General features: G+C 74.8%; 15 protein-coding genes. 11 read left to right on the top strand and 4 right to left on the bottom strand.

What is annotated here, in order from left to right:
* Window positions 1–62 precede the first annotated feature (62 nt).
* The 3 genes from WMF43_RS29490 to WMF43_RS29480 all read left to right on the top strand — a co-directional run bounded on the left by WMF43_RS29490 (window position 63) and on the right by WMF43_RS29480 (window position 3,545).
* Window positions 63–1,001, top strand: a complete 939-nt coding sequence (locus tag WMF43_RS29490; RefSeq protein ID WP_437669661.1) for an MYXO-CTERM sorting domain-containing protein — start codon at window positions 63–65, stop codon at window positions 999–1,001.
* A 199-nt stretch (window positions 1,002–1,200) separates the two neighbouring features.
* The gene (locus tag WMF43_RS29485; RefSeq protein ID WP_437669659.1) at window positions 1,201–2,670 is read left to right on the top strand and encodes an alpha-amylase family glycosyl hydrolase; all 1,470 of its coding nucleotides are present in this window, start codon (window positions 1,201–1,203) and stop codon (window positions 2,668–2,670) included.
* 41 nt (window positions 2,671–2,711) lie between these two features.
* Complete coding sequence (locus WMF43_RS29480; protein ID WP_437669657.1) at window positions 2,712–3,545, top strand: glutathione S-transferase family protein; 834 nt, start codon at window positions 2,712–2,714, stop codon at window positions 3,543–3,545.
* 107 nt (window positions 3,546–3,652) lie between these two features.
* On the opposite strand, the gene WMF43_RS29475 is transcribed toward WMF43_RS29480, so the two are convergent.
* Window positions 3,653–4,693 (bottom strand): phosphatase domain-containing protein, encoded by a 1,041-nt coding sequence (locus WMF43_RS29475; RefSeq protein WP_437669655.1) that lies wholly within the window; start codon window positions 4,691–4,693, stop codon window positions 3,653–3,655.
* Between the two features lie 284 nt (window positions 4,694–4,977).
* On the opposite strand from WMF43_RS29475, the gene WMF43_RS29470 reads away from it, so the two are divergent.
* Window positions 4,978–6,948: a M2 family metallopeptidase gene (locus tag WMF43_RS29470; RefSeq protein WP_437669653.1), complete on the top strand. Its 1,971-nt coding sequence runs from the start codon at window positions 4,978–4,980 to the stop codon at window positions 6,946–6,948.
* 26 nt (window positions 6,949–6,974) lie between these two features.
* The gene (thpR, locus tag WMF43_RS29465; protein ID WP_437669651.1) at window positions 6,975–7,562 is read left to right on the top strand and encodes an RNA 2',3'-cyclic phosphodiesterase; all 588 of its coding nucleotides are present in this window, start codon (window positions 6,975–6,977) and stop codon (window positions 7,560–7,562) included.
* Between the two features lie 57 nt (window positions 7,563–7,619).
* On the opposite strand, the gene WMF43_RS29460 is transcribed toward thpR, so the two are convergent.
* Window positions 7,620–9,203: a sigma 54-interacting transcriptional regulator gene (locus WMF43_RS29460; protein WP_437669649.1), complete on the bottom strand. Its 1,584-nt coding sequence runs from the start codon at window positions 9,201–9,203 to the stop codon at window positions 7,620–7,622.
* Between the two features lie 329 nt (window positions 9,204–9,532).
* On the opposite strand from WMF43_RS29460, the gene WMF43_RS29455 reads away from it, so the two are divergent.
* Entirely contained in the window at window positions 9,533–9,991 is a 459-nt protein-coding gene (locus tag WMF43_RS29455) for a globin domain-containing protein (protein WP_437669648.1), read from the top strand.
* Window positions 9,992–10,021: 30 nt separating this feature from the next.
* Here the strand turns inward: WMF43_RS29455 and WMF43_RS29450 are convergent, their stop codons facing one another.
* Entirely contained in the window at window positions 10,022–10,435 is a 414-nt protein-coding gene (locus WMF43_RS29450; RefSeq protein ID WP_437669646.1) for a secondary thiamine-phosphate synthase enzyme YjbQ, read from the bottom strand.
* Window positions 10,436–10,550: 115 nt separating this feature from the next.
* Here WMF43_RS29450 and WMF43_RS29445 point away from each other — a divergent pair, with 115 nt between their 5' ends.
* Window positions 10,551–10,904: an HNH endonuclease gene (locus WMF43_RS29445; RefSeq protein WP_437669644.1), complete on the top strand. Its 354-nt coding sequence runs from the start codon at window positions 10,551–10,553 to the stop codon at window positions 10,902–10,904.
* 14 nt (window positions 10,905–10,918) lie between these two features.
* Here WMF43_RS29445 and pdxH read toward each other — a convergent pair whose 3' ends face one another.
* Window positions 10,919–11,506 carry a pyridoxamine 5'-phosphate oxidase gene (pdxH, locus tag WMF43_RS29440; RefSeq protein WP_437669642.1) on the bottom strand — a complete coding sequence of 196 codons (588 nt, stop codon included), beginning with the start codon at window positions 11,504–11,506 and terminating at the stop codon, window positions 10,919–10,921.
* A 288-nt stretch (window positions 11,507–11,794) separates the two neighbouring features.
* Between pdxH and WMF43_RS29435 the strand changes: the two genes are divergently transcribed.
* The 4 genes from WMF43_RS29435 (at window position 11,795) to WMF43_RS29420 (ending at window position 17,115) form a co-directional block, all read left to right on the top strand.
* Window positions 11,795–13,345: a serine/threonine-protein kinase gene (locus WMF43_RS29435; protein WP_437669640.1), complete on the top strand. Its 1,551-nt coding sequence runs from the start codon at window positions 11,795–11,797 to the stop codon at window positions 13,343–13,345.
* A gap of 29 nt (window positions 13,346–13,374) precedes the next feature.
* The gene (locus WMF43_RS29430) at window positions 13,375–14,535 is read left to right on the top strand and encodes a hypothetical protein (RefSeq protein WP_437669638.1); all 1,161 of its coding nucleotides are present in this window, start codon (window positions 13,375–13,377) and stop codon (window positions 14,533–14,535) included.
* Window positions 14,536–14,677: 142 nt separating this feature from the next.
* Entirely contained in the window at window positions 14,678–14,878 is a 201-nt protein-coding gene (locus WMF43_RS29425; RefSeq protein ID WP_437669636.1) for a hypothetical protein, read from the top strand.
* Between the two features lie 38 nt (window positions 14,879–14,916).
* A complete protein-coding gene (locus WMF43_RS29420) occupies window positions 14,917–17,115 on the top strand; it encodes a hypothetical protein (RefSeq protein ID WP_437669634.1) in 2,199 nt (732 codons plus the stop codon).
* Window positions 17,116–17,163 lie beyond the last annotated feature (48 nt).

Here is a 17,163-nt window from a genome sequence, read left to right as displayed (position 1 = left end):
CGCGCCGCCGGGCCCTCTCGTGTGCGCCTCGCTCTCCCGAAATCCCTGGTAGCGTGCTGCGCATGCGAACCGCCCGACCTCGAACCGGTCACCTGCACCAGCTCGGCGCGCGTCGTCAGCGCGCGGAGCCTCGATCTCACGCCCATCCCCGCGCGGCGCGCCGCCTCCCCGGCGGCGGCCGCCGGCTCCTGCTCGCGCGCCTCGTCGCCGCCGCGCTCGCCCTGCTCGGGGCGTGGCTGCCCGCGAGCGCGGCGCGCGCGGCCGGCACCGTCACCATCGCCGATCGTTCGCCCACCGAGACCGACGGGCGGTGGAAGCTCAAGATGACGATCAACTACGGAGGGACGCCGCACCTCGGGCACATCCCGATGCTGTTCTCGTTCACGCCCACGGTGCACTACGAGCGGGCGCTCACCGACCAGTCGCCGGACAAGCCGATCCTCAACCGGATCCCGCTCCACAACCAGCAGTCGATCAACGAGAGCATGGACGTCGGCTTCTCCGACGGCACCGGCAAGGTCTTCGCGATCACCAAGTTCGACTTCGTCCTCCGGCGCGATCACGGCTTCGAGGCCGGCGAGTACGAGCTCGTGATCAAGCGCGTCAGCGACGGCGTGCAGATGGGCCCGAAGCAGAAGATCACCCTGCAGGGCGAGAACGAGATCATGGATCGCCGCGCGATCGTCTTCACCGGCGAGAAGAAAAAGAAGAAGGACGAGAAGGCGGACGCGGCCGGCGGCGACAAGAGCGAGGCCGCCGGCGGCGAGAAGGGATCCTCCGAGTCGGAGACCGAGCCCGTCGCCTCGGCGCCGTCCGACGAGACGCCGTCCGGCGACGCTCCGCCCGACGAGGCGCCGCCCCCGGTGGAGCCGAAGCAGGGCGGCTGCGGCTGCCGGCTCTCGCCGGAGGACGGCGCGGCGCCGCTCGCCTTGCCGATCGCGGCGCTGGGCGCGGTGGCCGCGCTCGCCCGCAGGCGCCGCCCGCGCCGCGGATCGCTGTAACGCGCCCGAGCGCCGCCGCCGGAAGCCCGGGCGGACGGACCGCCGCGCAGCGACCTCCGCGCGGGACGTCCGCGCGCGGCTCGTCGGCGATCGCGCGCCGCGCGATCGCCCTTGCGGTGACCACCCGAGCGCGCAGACAATCCCCGCCGACGCCGCCTGCCCACGACTGCCTCGCGGGCCCGCCGTCCCAACTCAATCGATGAGCTCCCTAGTCCCTGCCCACCAGCACCCCTTGCTGTACGCCGTGTTCGCGCGCGTCTGGCTCCACGAGCTGTCCCGCGCCGCGAAGGCCAGGGTCACGCTCGCCAGCGTCCCCGACGCGGCGCTCGACAGGCTCGCCGCGCTCGGCGTCGACTACGTGTACCTGATGGGCGTGTGGACGCTCGGGCAGGAAGGCCCGCGCCTGTCGCTCGCGAACCCCGACCTCCGCGCCGAGTACGACCGCGTGCTCCCGGACTGGACGGAGGCCGACGTGGTCGGCTCCCCGTTCGCCGTCGCGCGGTACGAGGTGAACCCCGCGTTCGGCGGCGACGCCGCGCTCGCCGATCTGCGCCGGCGCCTCGCGGCGCGCGGCGTCGGGCTCGTCCTCGACTTCGTGCCCAACCACGTCGCGCGCGATCACCACTGGGTGAAGGAGAAGCCGGAGTACTTCCTCCGCGGCGACGACGGCGCCCCGCTCGCCGGGCGCGACCCCTACTTCCCGCCGTGGCCTGACACGGCGCAGCTCGACTACCGCCTCGCCGCCACGCGCGCCGCCTCGATCGAGGCGCTCCGCAGCGTCGCGTCGCGCTGCGACGGCGTGCGCTGCGACATGGCGGCGCTCGTGCTCGACGACGTCTTCCGGCGCACCTGGTCGAAGCGGCCGCCGGCGCCGCGGCAGGCCGAGGCGAGCGGCGAGTTCTGGGCCGAGGCCATCGACGCCGTGCGCCGCGAGCACCCGAGCTTCGCCTTCCTCGCCGAGGCCCAGGGCGACCTCGAGTGGAACCTGCAGATGCTCGGGTTCGACTATACCTTCGACAAGAGCCTTTACGATCGGCTGAGCCACGCCTCGGCGTCCTCGGTCCGCGGCCACCTCGCGGCGACGCCCGACTACCAGCGGCGGAGCATCCGCTTCATCGAGCACCACGACGAGCCGCGCATCGCGGCCGTGCTCCCGCCCGACCGGCGCCGGGCCGCGGAGTTCATCGCCGCGACGGTGCCGGGCATGCGCTTCATCCACCACGGCCAGCTCGAGGGGCGGCAGGTGCGCGCCTCGCTCCACCTCGCCCGCGCCGCCGAGGAGCCGGTCGATCAGGCGTGCCTCGCGTTCCACGAGCGGCTGCTCGCCGCCGTGCGCCGCCCCATCCTGCGCACCGGGAGCTTCGCGACGCTCACCCCGCGCGGCGCCGGCTGCGACGCGTTCGTCGCGTACCGGTGGGAGCCGGTCCCGGCGCGCGGCGCGCCGCGGGCCACCCCGCCGCTCGTGGCGGTGGTCAACTTTGCCCCGTCGCGCAGCGGGTGCCGCATCCCGCTCGACATCGCCGGCATCGCCGGGCGCAAGGTCCTGCTCGTCGACCTCATGAGCGGCAACGAGCACCCGCGCGACGGCGACGAGCTCGTCGACCAGTCGCGCGGCCTCGGCGTCGAGCTGCCCGCGTACGGCATCCACCTCTTCGAGATCCGGCGCTGACGCGCGCCCCGGAGGGCGCGCACACGACCGCGGAGGTCCTCATGTCCGAGCCCGGCGCCGGCGCGCCTTTCCGCCTCGTCACCATCCCGTTCAGCCACTACTGCGAGAAGGCGCGGTGGGCGCTCGATCGCGCCGGGGTGCCGTACCGGGAGGACGCCTACCCGCCGCTCGGCCACGCGGTCCCGGCGCTGCGCGCGGGCGGCGGCCGCACCGTCCCGGTGCTCGTCACCCGCGCGGGCGCGCTCCGCGACTCGACCGACATCCTGCGTTACGCCGACGGCTTCGTCCCGTCGGAGCACGCGCTGTTCTTCCGCGAGCCGGACCCGCGCCGCGACGACGTCGCGTCGCTCGAGGAGCGCTTCGACCGCCAGCTCGGCCCGGCGACCCGCCGCGTCGTCTACTACCACCTGCTGCCCGACGAGGCGCTCTCGTACACGCTGCTCGCGCGGTCGTTCCCCCTGCCCGAGGGCGCCGGCGCGGCGTCGCCCTGGTGGCTCCGGCGCGGCGCGTTCCGCGTGTACTTCCCGGCCGTCCGCGCGCTCATGAACCGCGCGATGCGCATCGACGCCGCCGGCGCCGAGCGCTCGCTCGGCAAGCTCCGCGCCGTCTTCGACGCCGTGAACGAGCGCCTGCGCGACGGCCGCCCGTTCCTCGCCGGCGACCGGTTCTCGGCCGCCGATCTCACGTTCGCCGCGCTCGCCGCCCCGGTGATCTTGCCCGACGGTTATCCGGTGCCGCTCCCCGCCCCCGGCGAGGTGCCGGCCGCCCTCGGCGCGCTCGTCGAGGCCCTGCGCGCCGAGCCGGCCGGCGCGTTCGCCCTGCGCATGTACCGCGAGCAGCGGGCGCTGAAGGCCGGGGAAACGCGCGCCGCGTGAGCCAGGCTCGCCCGCGCGACGCGTGGGCCCGGCTCACCCGCGCCGGGTGAGCCGGGCTCGCCCGCGCGACGCGTGAGCCAGGCTCGCCCGCGTCGCGTGGGACGTGCTCACCCGCGCGCCGGCACGCTCGCGAGCAGATCCCGCACCCCCGGGCCCGCCTTCAGCGGCTCGCGGCGCGCGCCGAAGTGCCGCGCGTGCTCGCGGACGGCCGCGATCGCCGCGTCGGGGGCGAGGCCGTGCCGGGCGCGCAGCCACGCCGCGAGCACGACGCCCGTGCGGCCGGCGCCGGACGCGCAGTGCACCACGATGGGCGCGCCGCCCGCCTCCGCGCGCCGCAGCGCGGCGAGCGCGCTCTCCAGCGCCTCCGGCGTGGGCAGCGCGCCGCCCTCGAGCGGCACGTGCGTCACGCGGAGGAACTCGCGCTGGTAGCGGCCGAGCAGCGGGATCCGGTGCGACGCCAGCTCGCCCTCGTCGAGCAGGCAGAGCACCTCGCGCATGCCCTGCCGGGCCATGAAGCCGAGCCACGACTCCACGGGCGTGTCGCTCGGATCGGGCGCGTCGGCGGTGCTCGGCGGCGCGAGCACGGACGAGCGGATCCCGGAGGTCGACCAGAGCGGCATCCCGAAGCCGGGGCGCTCCGCGCCGTGCACGACGCGGTCGAGCGGCGACGCGGGCGCGAAGTTGAAGGGGACCGGCGTCGCCTGCTCCTGCTCGCTCCGGTAGAAGAGCTCGAACTCCTCGACCGACGTCTCGAGCTCGGGGTGATCGATCGACCCGGGCCGCGCGCGCCGCACCTCGGCGATCGCCTCGGCCGACGACCGGCCCAGCGACACCAGGCGGCACGCGAGCACCACGCCGGTGCGCCCGACGCCGCCCTCGCCGTGGACGGCGGCCGGCTTCGGCGCCCGGCCGAGGAACGCCACCGCGCGCAGGAGGTCCACGCTCGGGATGCGCGTGAAGTCGGCGAGCGGGCAGTGCAGGTGGATCAGCGGCCCGAGCGCGTGCGGCGGCGGCGCCCGCCGCGAGAGCGACACGAGGCTGCGGAAGCCGAGCGCCGCGAGCTCGTCGAGCGCGCCCGGCGCATGCGGGTAGGCCATCCCGGCGAGCTCGCCCGCGATCACGAACGAGAAATTCTCGATCTCACTCATGGTTTTTGCCCGGTGCGCGCGCGCGCGGCGGCTCGCCTCCGCGGTCGCTGGCGAGCGAGGCGCCGGTCGGGGCGGCGAGGTCGCGGACCGTCGAGGTCGTGGGCCTGGATGCGAGCGCATTCCTCATCGTGGGGCGACATTCTAACGGCAGTTCACGGCGGCTTGGCACCTGTCACTGCGGGCGGTTGCTTCCGGCCGTGGGCGGGGGCAGCCGCGGAGCGAGCGGCACCGATCGCACGTCGCTCCTGGTTCCCTCGGCACGGCCCGGCGTGTATGAAGGGCCCGTGGTCCGTTACGCGTTCGCCCGGACGGCGATCCTGCCCCTTCTGGTGCTCGCCGCGCTCGGCGTCGGTCCGGGCTGCAGCGGGGCCGCGTCGCCCCCGGCGGATCCACCGGGCCCGAGCGCGGAGGCGCCCGCGGCGATCGAGCCCACGGCGGCGCCCGCGACGCTCGCAACGCCGAGAGCCGCGCCGTCCGAGCCCGCGCCCCCCAGCCCGGCGGAGGCGCAGGCCTTCCTGGCCGGCGTCGACAGGGAGCTGCGCCGGCTGCACCTCCGGGCGTCGCGTGCGGCCTGGGTGAACCAGACCTTCCTCACCGACGACACGGACGCGATCTCCGCCTCGGCCGAGGAGGAGGTCATGGCGTACCTCAACCGCACGATGAAGGCGGCGAGGCGCTTCGACGGCCTCGTGTTGCCCGGGGAACTCGCGCGCCAGCTCTCGCTGCTCAAGACCTCGACCACGCTGCCCGCCCCGGGCGACCCGGCGGAGCGCGCGGAGCTCGCCGCGCTCGCGGTCGAGATGATGAGCCTGTACGGTAAGGGCAAATACTGCCCTCCGGGCAAGGCCGAGCGGCCCGGGACCGTGAGCGGCATGACGCCCCCGAGGTGCCTCGCGCTCGACGAGCTCTCGAACATCCTGAAGACGAGCCGCAAGTGGGACGAGCTGCTCGAGGCGTGGACGGGCTGGCACGCGATCGCGCCGCCGATCCGGCCGAAATTCGAGCGGTACGTCGCCCTCGGCAACAAGGGCGCCGCGGAGGTCGGCTTCGCCGACGTGGGCGCGCTCTGGCGGGCGGGGTACGACATGCCCCCGGACGCGTTCGAGGCCGAGACCGAGCGGCTCTGGGGCAAGCTGAAGCCGCTCTACGACGAGCTGCACTGCTACGTGCGCGCGCGGCTGCGCGGGATTTACGGCAAGGACAGGATCGGCGAGAGGGCCCCGATCCCGGCCCACCTGCTCGGCAACATGTGGGCTCAGGAGTGGTCGAACGTCTACGCGCTCATGGAGCCGTACAAGGGCCAGCCCTCGCTCGACGTGACGAGGAAGCTCAAGGCGAAGAAGCTCGACGAGAAGCGGATGGTCTCGCTCGGCGAGCGGTTCTTCACCTCGCTCGGCTTCGACCCGCTGCCGGCCACGTTCTGGGAGCGGTCGCTCCTCAAGAAGCCCGCGGATCGCGACGTCGTCTGCCACGCGAGCGCCTGGGACGTGGGCGCTCGGGACGATCTCCGCCTCAAGATGTGCACCGAGATCACCGAGGGGGATCTCATCACGATCCACCACGAGCTCGGGCACGTGTACTATTACCACCAGTACCACGAGCTCCCGATCCTCTTCCAGGAGGGCGCCAACGACGGCTTCCACGAGGGGATCGGGGACACGCTGGCCCTCTCGGTGACGCCGGCTTACCTGAAGACGCTGGGGCTGCTCGACAAGGTGCCTGAGGGCGAGAAGGGGATCATCAACTTCCTCTTCAAGCAGGCGCTCGACAAGGTGGCGTTCCTCCCGTTCGGCAAGCTCATCGATCAGTGGCGGTGGGACGTCTTCTCGGGCAAGACGAGGCCGGCCGACTACAACAAGGCGTGGTGGGCGCTGCGGCTCCGGTACCAGGGCGTCGCGCCGCCGGTGCCCCGCACCGAGGCGGATTTCGATCCGGGGGCGAAGTACCACGTCCCCGCGAACAGCCCGTACACGCAGTATTTCCTCGCGCGCGTCTACCAGTTCCAGTTCCACCGCGCGCTGTGCAAGGCGGCCGGGCACACGGGGCCGCTCCACGCGTGCTCGATCTACGGCAACAAGGCCGCGGGCGAGAAGCTGCGCGCCATGCTGTCGCTCGGCGCGAGCCGCCCGTGGCAGGAGGCGATGCGGGCGATGACGGGCGAGTCCGAGGCGGACCCGGGCGCGATGCTGGAGTATTTCGAGCCCCTGTGGAGGTGGCTCAAGGAGCAGAACAAGGGTGAAGTCTGTGGGTGGTAATCGGGCCTAGGGTGCGTAGGTGAGCTGTGCGCGTCTTCGTCGCTGTTGATCCGGGAGCCGAGCTCCTCGCCAAGGTCGGAGAGCTCCTCCGGGAGCTCTCGCCGCGGGCTCCGTCCGCCAAGTGGGTGGAGCCGGCCGGGCTGCATATCACGCTCGCCTTCATGGGCGAGATCGGAGAGGAGCGGCTGCCGCTCGTCATCGCCGCGGCCGGGAGCGTCGCCGCCTTCCATCGGCCGCTCACGCTGCGCATCGAGAAGGGCGGCGCGTTCGGCACGCGGCGCCGGCCGCGCGTGCTCTGGCTCGGCGTCGGCGGCGCCGTGAGCGCCCTGACCGCCATCCACCGCGACCTCGAGCAGGCGCTCTCGCTGTCCACGGGGTACGTGCCGGAGGATCGGCCGTTCGAGCCGCACCTCACGCTCGCGCGATCGCGCGACCCGCGCGGCGATCCGGCGCTCGACGCGTGCGCGCAGGCGATCGGGGGCGTCGATTTCGGCGAGACGCAGATCCGCGAGCTCATCGTCTACCAGAGCGAGCTGACCCCGAAGGGGTCGCGTTACACCGCGCTCGCGCGGGTGCCGCTCGAGGGGATCGGCGTGCCGGAGCAGGGGCGCTGAGCTTCGCCCGTCGAGGAGACGGCGTCTCTCGATCTGCTCAGCGCTGGCGCGGTCTGCTCAGCGCTGGCGCGGCCTGGGCGCGGGGACGAGCCCGAGGCGCACCGCCTCCTTGTAGGCGAACGAGCGGCTCAGCCCGAGCAGCCGGCCCGCCATCGCCGCGTTGCCGCCGGCCGCCCGGAAGGCGCGCACGAACGCCTCACGACGCGCCCTCTCCAGCGTCTCGACCAGCGGCTCCACGGGCTCCTCGCGCGGCGTGTCCCCGAGCCACAGCGGCTCTCCGGCGGGGGCGACCAGCGGCGCGCCGGAGCGCTCGGCCGCGCCCCCGACGACGGCCTCGACGGGGGCGACGTCCTCGCGCCGCAGCACGAGCCGCCTGCCGGCGGCGCCCTTGCCCTCCGCGATCATCCGGCGCAGCACGGCGCGCTCCACGGTGTTCTTCAGCTCGCGGACGTTGCCTGGAAAGGCGCCCTGCGCGAGCGCGAGCAGCGCTGGCTCGGTGAAGTCCACGCGCTCGGCGCCGAGCTCGGCCGCGAGCTCCGCGGCGAAGCGCTCGCAGAGCGCCGGGATGTCCTCGCGCCGCTCGCGCAGGGGCGGCACGCAGATCGGATAGACCCAGAGCCGATGGAACAGATCGGCGCGGAAGCGCCCTTCGGCGACCTCCCGCCGGAGATCGCGGTTCGTGGCCGCGACGACCCGCGCCTCGACGCGGCGTGCCCGATCCTCGCCCACGGGCTGGATCTCCCCCTCCTGCAGCGCGCGCAGGAGCTGCGCCTGGGCCGAGAGCGGGAGCTCGCCGATCTCGTCGAGGAAGATCGTCCCGCCGTGCGCCGCCTCGAACCTGCCGGCGCGCGCCGCCGTGGCGCCGGTGAAGGCGCCTTTCCTGTGGCCGAAGAGCTCCGACTCGACCAGCTGAGCCGGTATCGCCGCGCAGTTGACGATCACGAGCGCTCGGTTCGCCCGGGGCGACCGCTCGTGGAGCGCGCGGGCGACGAGCTCCTTGCCCACACCCGTCTCGCCCGTGACGAGCACCGGCACGGGCAGCGGAGCGAGCGCCGCGATCTCGCGCTCGATCCGCTGCATCGCCGCCGACCGGCCGGGCAGCGCCGGGCCGCCGGGCGCGCGGCCGGGCGCCCGGCGCGCCTCCGTGGCGAGGGCTGGGGCGGGGCCGGCGTCGAGCCGCAGCGCGCCGGCGCAGAGCCCCGCGAACACGCGGGCGTCCTCGTCGCGCAGGCCGCGGAGGCCGTGGGGATCGCAGGCGTCGAGCGTGAGCAGCCCGGCGAGGCGGCCCTGCACGCGGAGCGGGACGGCCATGCAGGCGTGGATCGGGTGGATCTCGCCGGCGCTGCCGAGCAGCCAGCCGCTGTACGGGTCGGGCTCGCTCGGATCGAGGAACCGGATCGGCCCGTCCGCGAGCGTCGCCCTGCGGAGCCGCGGGTGCTCTGCGGGCCGGAAGCTGATCCCCAGGGCGGCTGGCGACAGCCCGATCTGCGCGGCGACGCCGACCGACCCGTCCTCGGCGGCCGCGAGCACCGAGAGCGCGTCGGCCGCCGTCACCTCCGCGAGCGCGCGCAGGATCCGCTGCAGCACCTCGTCGCGGGCGGTCGCTTCGGACAGGCTGAGCACGGCGTCGAGCAGGGTCACGCGGGTTCCTCGAGGAGACGGATACGACGGCGGTTTCCTTCCGGAAACCACCGCAGGAAACACCCTGGGGTCCGGCGGGGCAAGCGCGGCCAGGGCATTTCGCGGGATATCGCGGGCGTGGCGCCGCCGGGCTGCCGCGCGCGGCCGCGGACCGGGTTTCCCGGAGGAAACCGTCGCCGGTCGCGGCGCGCGCCCGCCCGGCGGGATCGGCGTGATCTGCCGGAGAAACGCCCCTGGCACGGCCCGTGCGATATCCCGCGCGCCGGCGGTTGAACTGGACGGCGAAGACTACTGGCGCGCGGGCACAGCGCCCGGCTCGGAGGGTTGTCATGGGATTGAACGTGGACCTGCTGCGGGAGAGCTTCGCGCTCGTGATCGAGAGGGAGCCCAACCTCACACACCGTTTCTACGGAATCCTGTTCTCGCGGTATCCGCAGGTGAAGCCGCTCTTCGGGCGCAACAGCGCGGAGCAGCAGGAGAAGATGCTCGCGGAGGCGCTCGTCGCGGTCATCGACCGGCTGGAGGATGCGTCCTGGATCGAGGAGAAGCTCATGGCGATGGGGGCCAAGCACGTCGACTACGGCGTCACGGATGCGATGTACCCCTGGGTCGCCGACGCGCTGATCACCGCGATGGCCGAGGTCGCCGCCGCCGACTGGACGCCCGAGCACCGGAAGGCCTGGACGGACGCGCTCGACGCGATCGCCTCGCTCATGCAGCGCGGAGCGAGGGTGTACTGCGCCGACCGGCCCGACGCGCCGGCGCTCGCGGCGCAGGCCGGCGGTTAACGCGCCGGGCCGGCGCGGCGCGCCGGGGGGTCACTCGCCCATCGCCTTCACGACGAGGCGCTTGCGACGCTTGCCGTCGAACTCGGCGTAGAAGATCTGCTGCCAGGGGCCGAGATCGAGCTTCCCTGCGGTGATGGGGACGATCACCTGGTGGTGCACGAGGATCGACTTGAGGTGGGCGTCGCCGTTGTCCTCGCCGGTCCGGTGGTGCTTGTAATCGGGGCCCTCGGGGGCGAGCTCCTGGAGCCACTCCCAGATGTCCTCCCAGAGGCCGGGCTCGTGGTCGTTCACGAAGACGCCCGCGGTGATGTGCATCGCGCTCACGAGCACCATGCCCTCCTTCACGCCGCTCGCCGCGACGACGGCGGCGACGCGATCGGTGATGTTGATGAGCTCGCGCTTCGCCTTCGTCTCGAAGTGGAAATACTCGGTCTTCGACTTCATGGCTCCTCCCTCGCGCGCGGACCGCGCCGCCGGCGCGAGCGCTCCATAACCCACCTGTGACGGGGCGGCGCGAGCGGCGTGCGGGGGCCGCGCGGACGGGCTACGCTCGGGGACCGTGAAGGCCGCGCGGCGACGCCTGATCCTCGACATCGTGGCGAACGACGCGACGTTCGAGCGCACCGAGATCCGCGGCCAGGCGGCGTGGGTGGGCAAGTGCATCCATTGCCTGTCGCACGTCGTGGTCGGGCTCGACGGCGAGCCGATCCAGCGCGCGACCATCGAGCACATCGTGCCGCGCGTGCACGGGGGGACGGACGCGCTCGACAACGTGGCGCTCGCGTGCGGGCGCTGCAACGCGCTCAAGGGGATGCGGCTCGACGCGCGGCGCCGCGACGACCCGAAGCTCACCGCGGTGATCGAGCGGCTCAAGGAGCGCAAGGCGAGCCGGCTGCGCCGCCCGGGGCCGTAGGGCCGAGGGGCCGCTCAGGGGTAGAGCCGCTCGACGCGCCAGCCGTCGCCGTCGCGGAGGTAGAGCGCGCGGTCGTGCAGGCGGCTCTCCTGACCCCACCAGAACTCGACGCGATCGGGCACCAGCCGGTAGCCGCCCCAGAACGCCGGACGGGGCACCGGGCGGCCCTCGAAGCGGGCCTCGATCTCGCGCACCCGCTCGAGCAGCGCCTCGCGCGAGGGCAGCGGCGCGCTCTGCCGCGACGCCCACGCGCCGATCTGGCTGCCCCGCGGGCGGCTCGCGAAATAGGCGTCCGACTCCGCGTCGCTGACGCGCTCGACGCGGCCCTCCGCGCGGATCTGCTCGGCCGCCTTCGCCCAGTGGATGCACAGCGCGGCGAACGGGTTCGCCCCGAGCTCCGCCGCCTTGCGGCTCCCGTAGTTGGTGAAGAACACGAAGCCGCGCTCGTCGATGCCCTTCAGCAGCACGACCCGCGCGGAGGGGCGACCGGAGGCGTCCGCGGTGGCCAGCGTCATGGCGGTCGCGTCCGTCGGCTCGGTGGTTCGCCGCTGCGCGAGGAGCTCGCGCGCGAGGGCAAAAGGATCTGTCGGGTGGGGGGTCATGGAACGATCGCCGCTGTGTATACCGGCAACCGCGGCGCATGGCGAACGCGACGCGACGTTTCGGTCAGGTGTCCGCGCGACGTCCACGCCCGGCAGAGCGCGCCGCGCCCGGCGTCGCGGCGCGCGGTGGACGTCCCGGCGGCGCCCCGGCGGCGCGTGAAGATTTGCAGCGGCGCCGCTGCCGGCCGCGCGGCGGCAGCGCGCGCGTTTGCTTCCACGGGAACGCTCGCGTTGTGGCGGACTGCCTGCTTTGGTACATCGGAGGGCGAGAGCGAGGACGCGCATCGCATGGTCGCACCGGTGAACGTGGGGGACGTCCTCGCGGAGAAATACCAGGTAGAGCGCGTCCTCGGCGAAGGCGGGATGGGGGTGGTCGTCGCGGCGCGCCACCTCCGGCTCGGCGAGCGGGTGGCGATCAAGTTCCTGCTGCCGCAGGCGCTGTCGCGCGCGGACCTCGTGGGCCGCTTCCTGCGCGAGGGGCAAGCCGCGGCGCGCATCCGCAGCGAGCACGTGACGCGCGTGTACGACGTCGGCACGCTCGCGGGCGGCGAGCCTTACCTGGTCATGGAGTACCTCGAGGGGACCGACCTGAAGGCCGTCCTGCGCCGGGACGGGCCGCTGCCGGTCGAGCTCGCATGCGAGCACCTGCTGCAGGCGTGCGAGGCGCTCGCGGAGGCGCACGCGATCGGCATCATCCACCGCGACCTCAAGCCGGGGAACCTCTTCCTGAGCCAGCGGGCCGACGGCAGCCCGCTGCTCAAGGTCATCGACTTCGGCATCTCCAAGATGGCCCTCGAGGCGGAGCCGGCCAGGATCAAGGGGCCCGACGTGACCGAGTCCTCGGCGATGCTGGGCTCGCCCCTCTACATGGCGCCCGAGCAGATGGTCTCGTCGAAGAACGTCGACGCGCGCGCCGACGTCTGGTCGATGGGGGCCATCCTCTTCCAGCTGCTCACCGGCGCGACGCCGTTCCGGGGCGACTCCGTGATGGAGATCTACGACCGCATCCTGGAGGGGCCGCCGGTGCTCCGCGCGCTGCGCCCCGACGTGCCGGAGCGGCTCGAGCGCGCCGTCCAGCGCTGCCTCCAGAAGAACCCCGCCGATCGCTTCGGCAACATCGCCGAGCTCGCCGCCGAGCTCGCCGCGTTCGCGCCGCCGCACGCGCAGATCCTGGCCGAGCGCGCGGCGCGGGTGCTGCGGGTCCGCCCCCAGTCGAGCGCCGGGGGGAGCGTCGCGCCCGCGGCGCCGCGCGGCTCGCTCCCCTCGTCGACGGATCGCGCGGCGCCGTCGTCCGGCGGCACCCCGAACGCGCAGGGCGTGCCCGCTGCGTCCGGGTGGGGCGGCGCGCCCACGGCGCTGCTCGCCGACGGCGCGGCCACGGATCGCTCCTGGGGCGGCACGCGCGCCTCTCCGGGGCAGGGCCGCACCGGGGCGCGCGCCCTCGGCATCGCGGCGGGCGTGGCGCTGGCCCTCGTCGCCGGCGGCGGGTTCACGTGGCTCGCGCTCCACGCCGTCGCGCCGGTCGCGGACGCCGGCGCCGACGCGGCCACCCCCGCCGCGCCGGAGGCGCCTCCGCGGGGCGACACCGCGAAGGAGGCGCCGCTGCCCGCCCAGGTGGCGCCTGCGGTCGGGCTCGCGGCCGACGAGACGGCCGCGCTGCTGGACGGAGGTCCCGCGCCGGCGGCGAGCGCGACGGCCGCGCCGGCGGCGAGCGCGACGGCCGCGCCGGCGGCGAGCGCGACGGCCGCGGGACCACGAAGCCCGGGGCCCGCGCGGTCGTCGACGTCAGGACGCGGGCGCCCGCCCGCGGTACGAGACCCCTTCGCCGATCCGCGATGACGCCACGTGAGCCCAAGAGAGGTCCCGTCTTGTTCTGCCCTCCTCGCTTCCCCTGCGCTTGCCCGGAGCCGAGCCGCGGCGCTGCGGCCTCCGGCGCGGCCCTGAGGGCGCGCCGCGGCGCCCGCGCGCTCCTGTCGACGTTCGTGGTGCTCGCGGCCCTCGCGCCGGACGCGCGCGCCGCGGATCCGCCCAGCAGGGACGAGCGCGCGGCCGCCGTCGCGCTGTTCGATGAGGGGCGCGCGCTGATGGCCGCGGGCAAACACGCGGAGGCCTGCCCCAAGCTGGCCGAGAGCCAGCGGATCGACCCGGGCATCGGCACGCTCTTCAACCTCTCCGACTGCTACGAGCGCATCGGCAGGACGGCGACCGCGTGGATCGGCTTCCGCGACGTCGCGGCCGCCGCGCTCGCCGCCGGGCAGATGGAGCGCGAGCGGGTGGCGCGCGCCCGGGCCGCCGCGCTCGAGCCGCGGCTCTCGCGCCTCCAGATCGTGGTCCCGCAGGAGACGGCGGTGGAGGGGATCGAGCTCACGCGGAGCGGCGTGATCGTCGGGCGGGCGCTCTGGGGGACCGCGGTGCCGCTCGACCCGGGCGAGCATCGGATCGCCGCCGCGGCGCCCGGGTACAAGACCTGGGAGTCGAAGGTCGTCCTCGAGAAGCCCGGCGTGGTGAGCATCCAGGTCCCGCCGCTCGCCCGCGACCCTGGCGCCGCCGCCGCCTCGACCGAGGCGCCGAAGCCGCCGGCCGAGCAGCCGCCTGCCGACCGGCCGAAGCCGCCCCCGCCGCCCCCGCCGCAGGCGAAGGGAGGAGGCCTCCAGCGGCCGCTGGGCATGGTGGCTGTCGGGCTCGGCGTGGCCGGGCTCGGCGCCGGCACGGTGCTCGGCTTCATGGCCAAATCGACCTTCGACGAGGCCAACGAGAAGGGCGAGTGCGACGACGCGGGCAACTGCAAGAACGCCATCGGGATCACGATGCGCGACGACGCGGTCACGCAGGGCAACATCGGCACGGCGGTGTTCATCGCGGGGGCCGTCCTCGCCGCGGGCGGCGCGGTCCTCTGGCTCACGGCGCCATCGTCGTCCGACGTCGCCGAGACGGCGTCCGCGCGCGGGCGCGGGGACGCCCGGACCGCGCCGTGGCAGGCGCGCGTCGGCCTCGGTCCAGGCAACGTGTGGATCGAGGGGAAGTTCTAGGCGGCCATCGCGCAGCCCGACGCCCGCCCGGCCGTGACGCGGGCGCGGGCTCCCCATGAAGAGTCTTCAAAACCTGGATCCCCACCCCTACCGAGTGCCCGGCGGATGTGCTTCGCTGCGCCCGTCCATCAGGAGGATCCTCATGAAGAATGCGTTGACAGTCCTGGTTGCGCTTGGCGCCCTGTGTGTTTTCGGCTGCGAGAGCAAGTCCGAGCAGGTGACGCCCGAGCCGGCGAAGCCCGCGAGCACGCCCGAGGCGGCGAAGCCCGCGCCGAAGGCCGAGCCGGCGAAGCCCGCGGCGGCCGAGAGCGCCAAGCCGGCGAGCACGAGCGGCGGCTGGTGATCCGCGCGGCGCGCCCCGCCGCCCCGTGAGCCTCGAGCATGGACGCCCTGCGCCTCGCGCTTGCGCTCTCGATCGGCCTCGCCGCCGCGGCGTGTGACCGCCGCCCCGGGGCGCCGGCCCACGGCGGCGGCGAAGGTCCCGATCGCCTCGAGCCGCTGCGGCGGCTCGAGGCGGCCCGCCGCGCGTCCGCCGATTTCGCCCGCCTGCCGAGCTCCGACCGGCAGCTCGGCGCCGACCCGATCGCGCTCCGGCCCGTGGATCCGCTCGGCCGCCCCGCCGCGCCGGGCGCGCCCGCGCTGCTCTCGCCGCTCCGCGGCCGCGACGCGCTCGTCCTGCTCGACACGTCGCTGCGCGAGCTCTCGCGCGCCCCCGCGCCCGCCTCGCCGACGGGCGTCGCGGTGATGCCCTCCGGCGAGGTCTTCGCGGGCGGCGAGGCGTCGCCCGTCCTCTTCCGCTACGCTGTCCGCGGCGCCTCGCTCGAGCCCGCGGGGCGCATCGAGCTCGCCGGCCTGCGCGGCGTCCGCGACCTCGCGGCCGGCCCCGAGGGCGTGCTCTACGCGCTCGACGAGCGCGCCGGGGCGCTCCTCACCCTGCGCCCCGGGCCCGCCCGCGCGGGCGGGCGCATCGACGTGGAGCGCACCGACGCGCCGATCGGCGCTGGCCCGTTCCGCGTCGCGCGCGTCGGCCGCCACCTGATCGTCGCCTGCCTCCTCGACCACACGCTCGTCGTGCTCCCGGTCGGCCCGGACGGCCGCCCGCTCGAAGGCCGCGCGGCGCGGATCCGCCACGACGGCCCGATCTGGAGCTTCGACGCGCTCGAGCTGGGCGGCGCCGAGGGCGGCCTCCTGCTCGCCGCGGGCGGCGTCGAGGATCACCGGCTCGACCGGACCGGCGGCTCGTTCGGTTACATCGACTCGTTCGTCTTCCTCTACCGCGTCGACGCGGGCGCGGCGCGCCAGGTCGCGCGGGTGACGCGGCTCGCGGCCGTGAACGTCTCCGAGCTCGGCGTCATCACCCCGAAGGCGCTCGCGCTCTCGCCGCTCCCCGGCGCCGCGGGCGTGCGTGTGGTCGCGACCGGCTACGGCGGCGATCGCCGGGCCGAGCTCGTCTTCCGCGGCGCCGCGGCCGGCCCCTTCTCGGATCCGCCGGAGGTCGCGACACGCCCGCTCGCCCCCGGCGTCGCCGCGATGGCCGCGCTCGGCGGCGGCGCGTTCGTGTATGCGAACCCCCTGCTCGACGCGTGGCAGCTCGACCCCGGCGACCCGCGCGGCGCGGTCGCGACGACCCGCGTGAGCGACGGCGAGGACGCCCGCCCTGGCGAGGTCCGCCTCGGCGAGGCGCTGTTCTTCACGTCGCTGATGGCGCCCTGGAACAAGGCCGAGGGCCCTCTCAGCCGGTTCACGTGCGAGACGTGCCACTTCGAGGGCTACGTCGACGGCCGCACCCACCACACGGGCCGCGGCGACGTGCGCGCCACGACCAAGCCGTTGCTCGGCCTCTTCAACAACCGCCCTCATTTCTCCCGCGCCCTGGATCCCGACCTCACCACGGTCGCCGACAACGAGTTCCGCGTCGCCGGCGCGCTCAGCGGCCACGACCCCTGGTTCTCGCTCTCGGCCGAGGACGCGCCGTGGCTCGCGGAGCTCGGGCTCTCCGGCGAGGCGCGCTCCCCCGAGGCGCTCCGCCGCGCGCTCATGAGCTTCCTCATGGAGTTCTCGCACCGCCGCAACCCCGCCGCCCTCGGCCGCTCGCGCTTCACCGCCCTGGAGCGCGCCGGCGCCGAGGTGTTTCAGGGCCGCTGCGCGCGCTGCCACGCGCCCGTGCTCCGCAGCGACGACCCGGGCTCCGCGGTCCCGTTCGAGCGCTGGGAGGAGCTCGTGCTCGCGCCCGAGGGGGCGATCGTGTGGGGGAGGAGCGGCTACGAGAAGACGGGCGTCGTGCCGTACGTGCACGAGGAGGGGGCCCGGGTGCCGTCGCTCCGGCGGCTCTACAAGAAAAAGCCGTACTTCACGAACGGCTCGGCGAAGACGCTGCGCGACGTGCTCGAGCGCGCGCGGTTCGAGGACCATCGCGAGGCGGGCGGCGCGGGCGGCGCGGGCGGCGCGGGCGGCGCGGCCGGCCCGTCGCAGCGCGCCTTCTTCCACGACGCCGCGGGCGCGGTCGTCGCGCCCGAGGGCCTCGCCGCGCTGGATCCGGGCGAGATCGAGGCGCTGCTCGCCTTCCTGGATCTGCTCTGACGGCCGGGCCCTGGTAAGGCGCAGCGCCGCCGCGCGATCCGCGGTAAA

Source organism: Sorangium sp. So ce131, assembly GCF_051519095.1.
GTDB lineage: Bacteria > Myxococcota_A > Polyangia > Polyangiales > Polyangiaceae > Sorangium.
The sequence above is the reverse complement of the archived record's forward strand: the minus strand, read 5'-3'. Positions and strand labels throughout refer to the sequence as shown.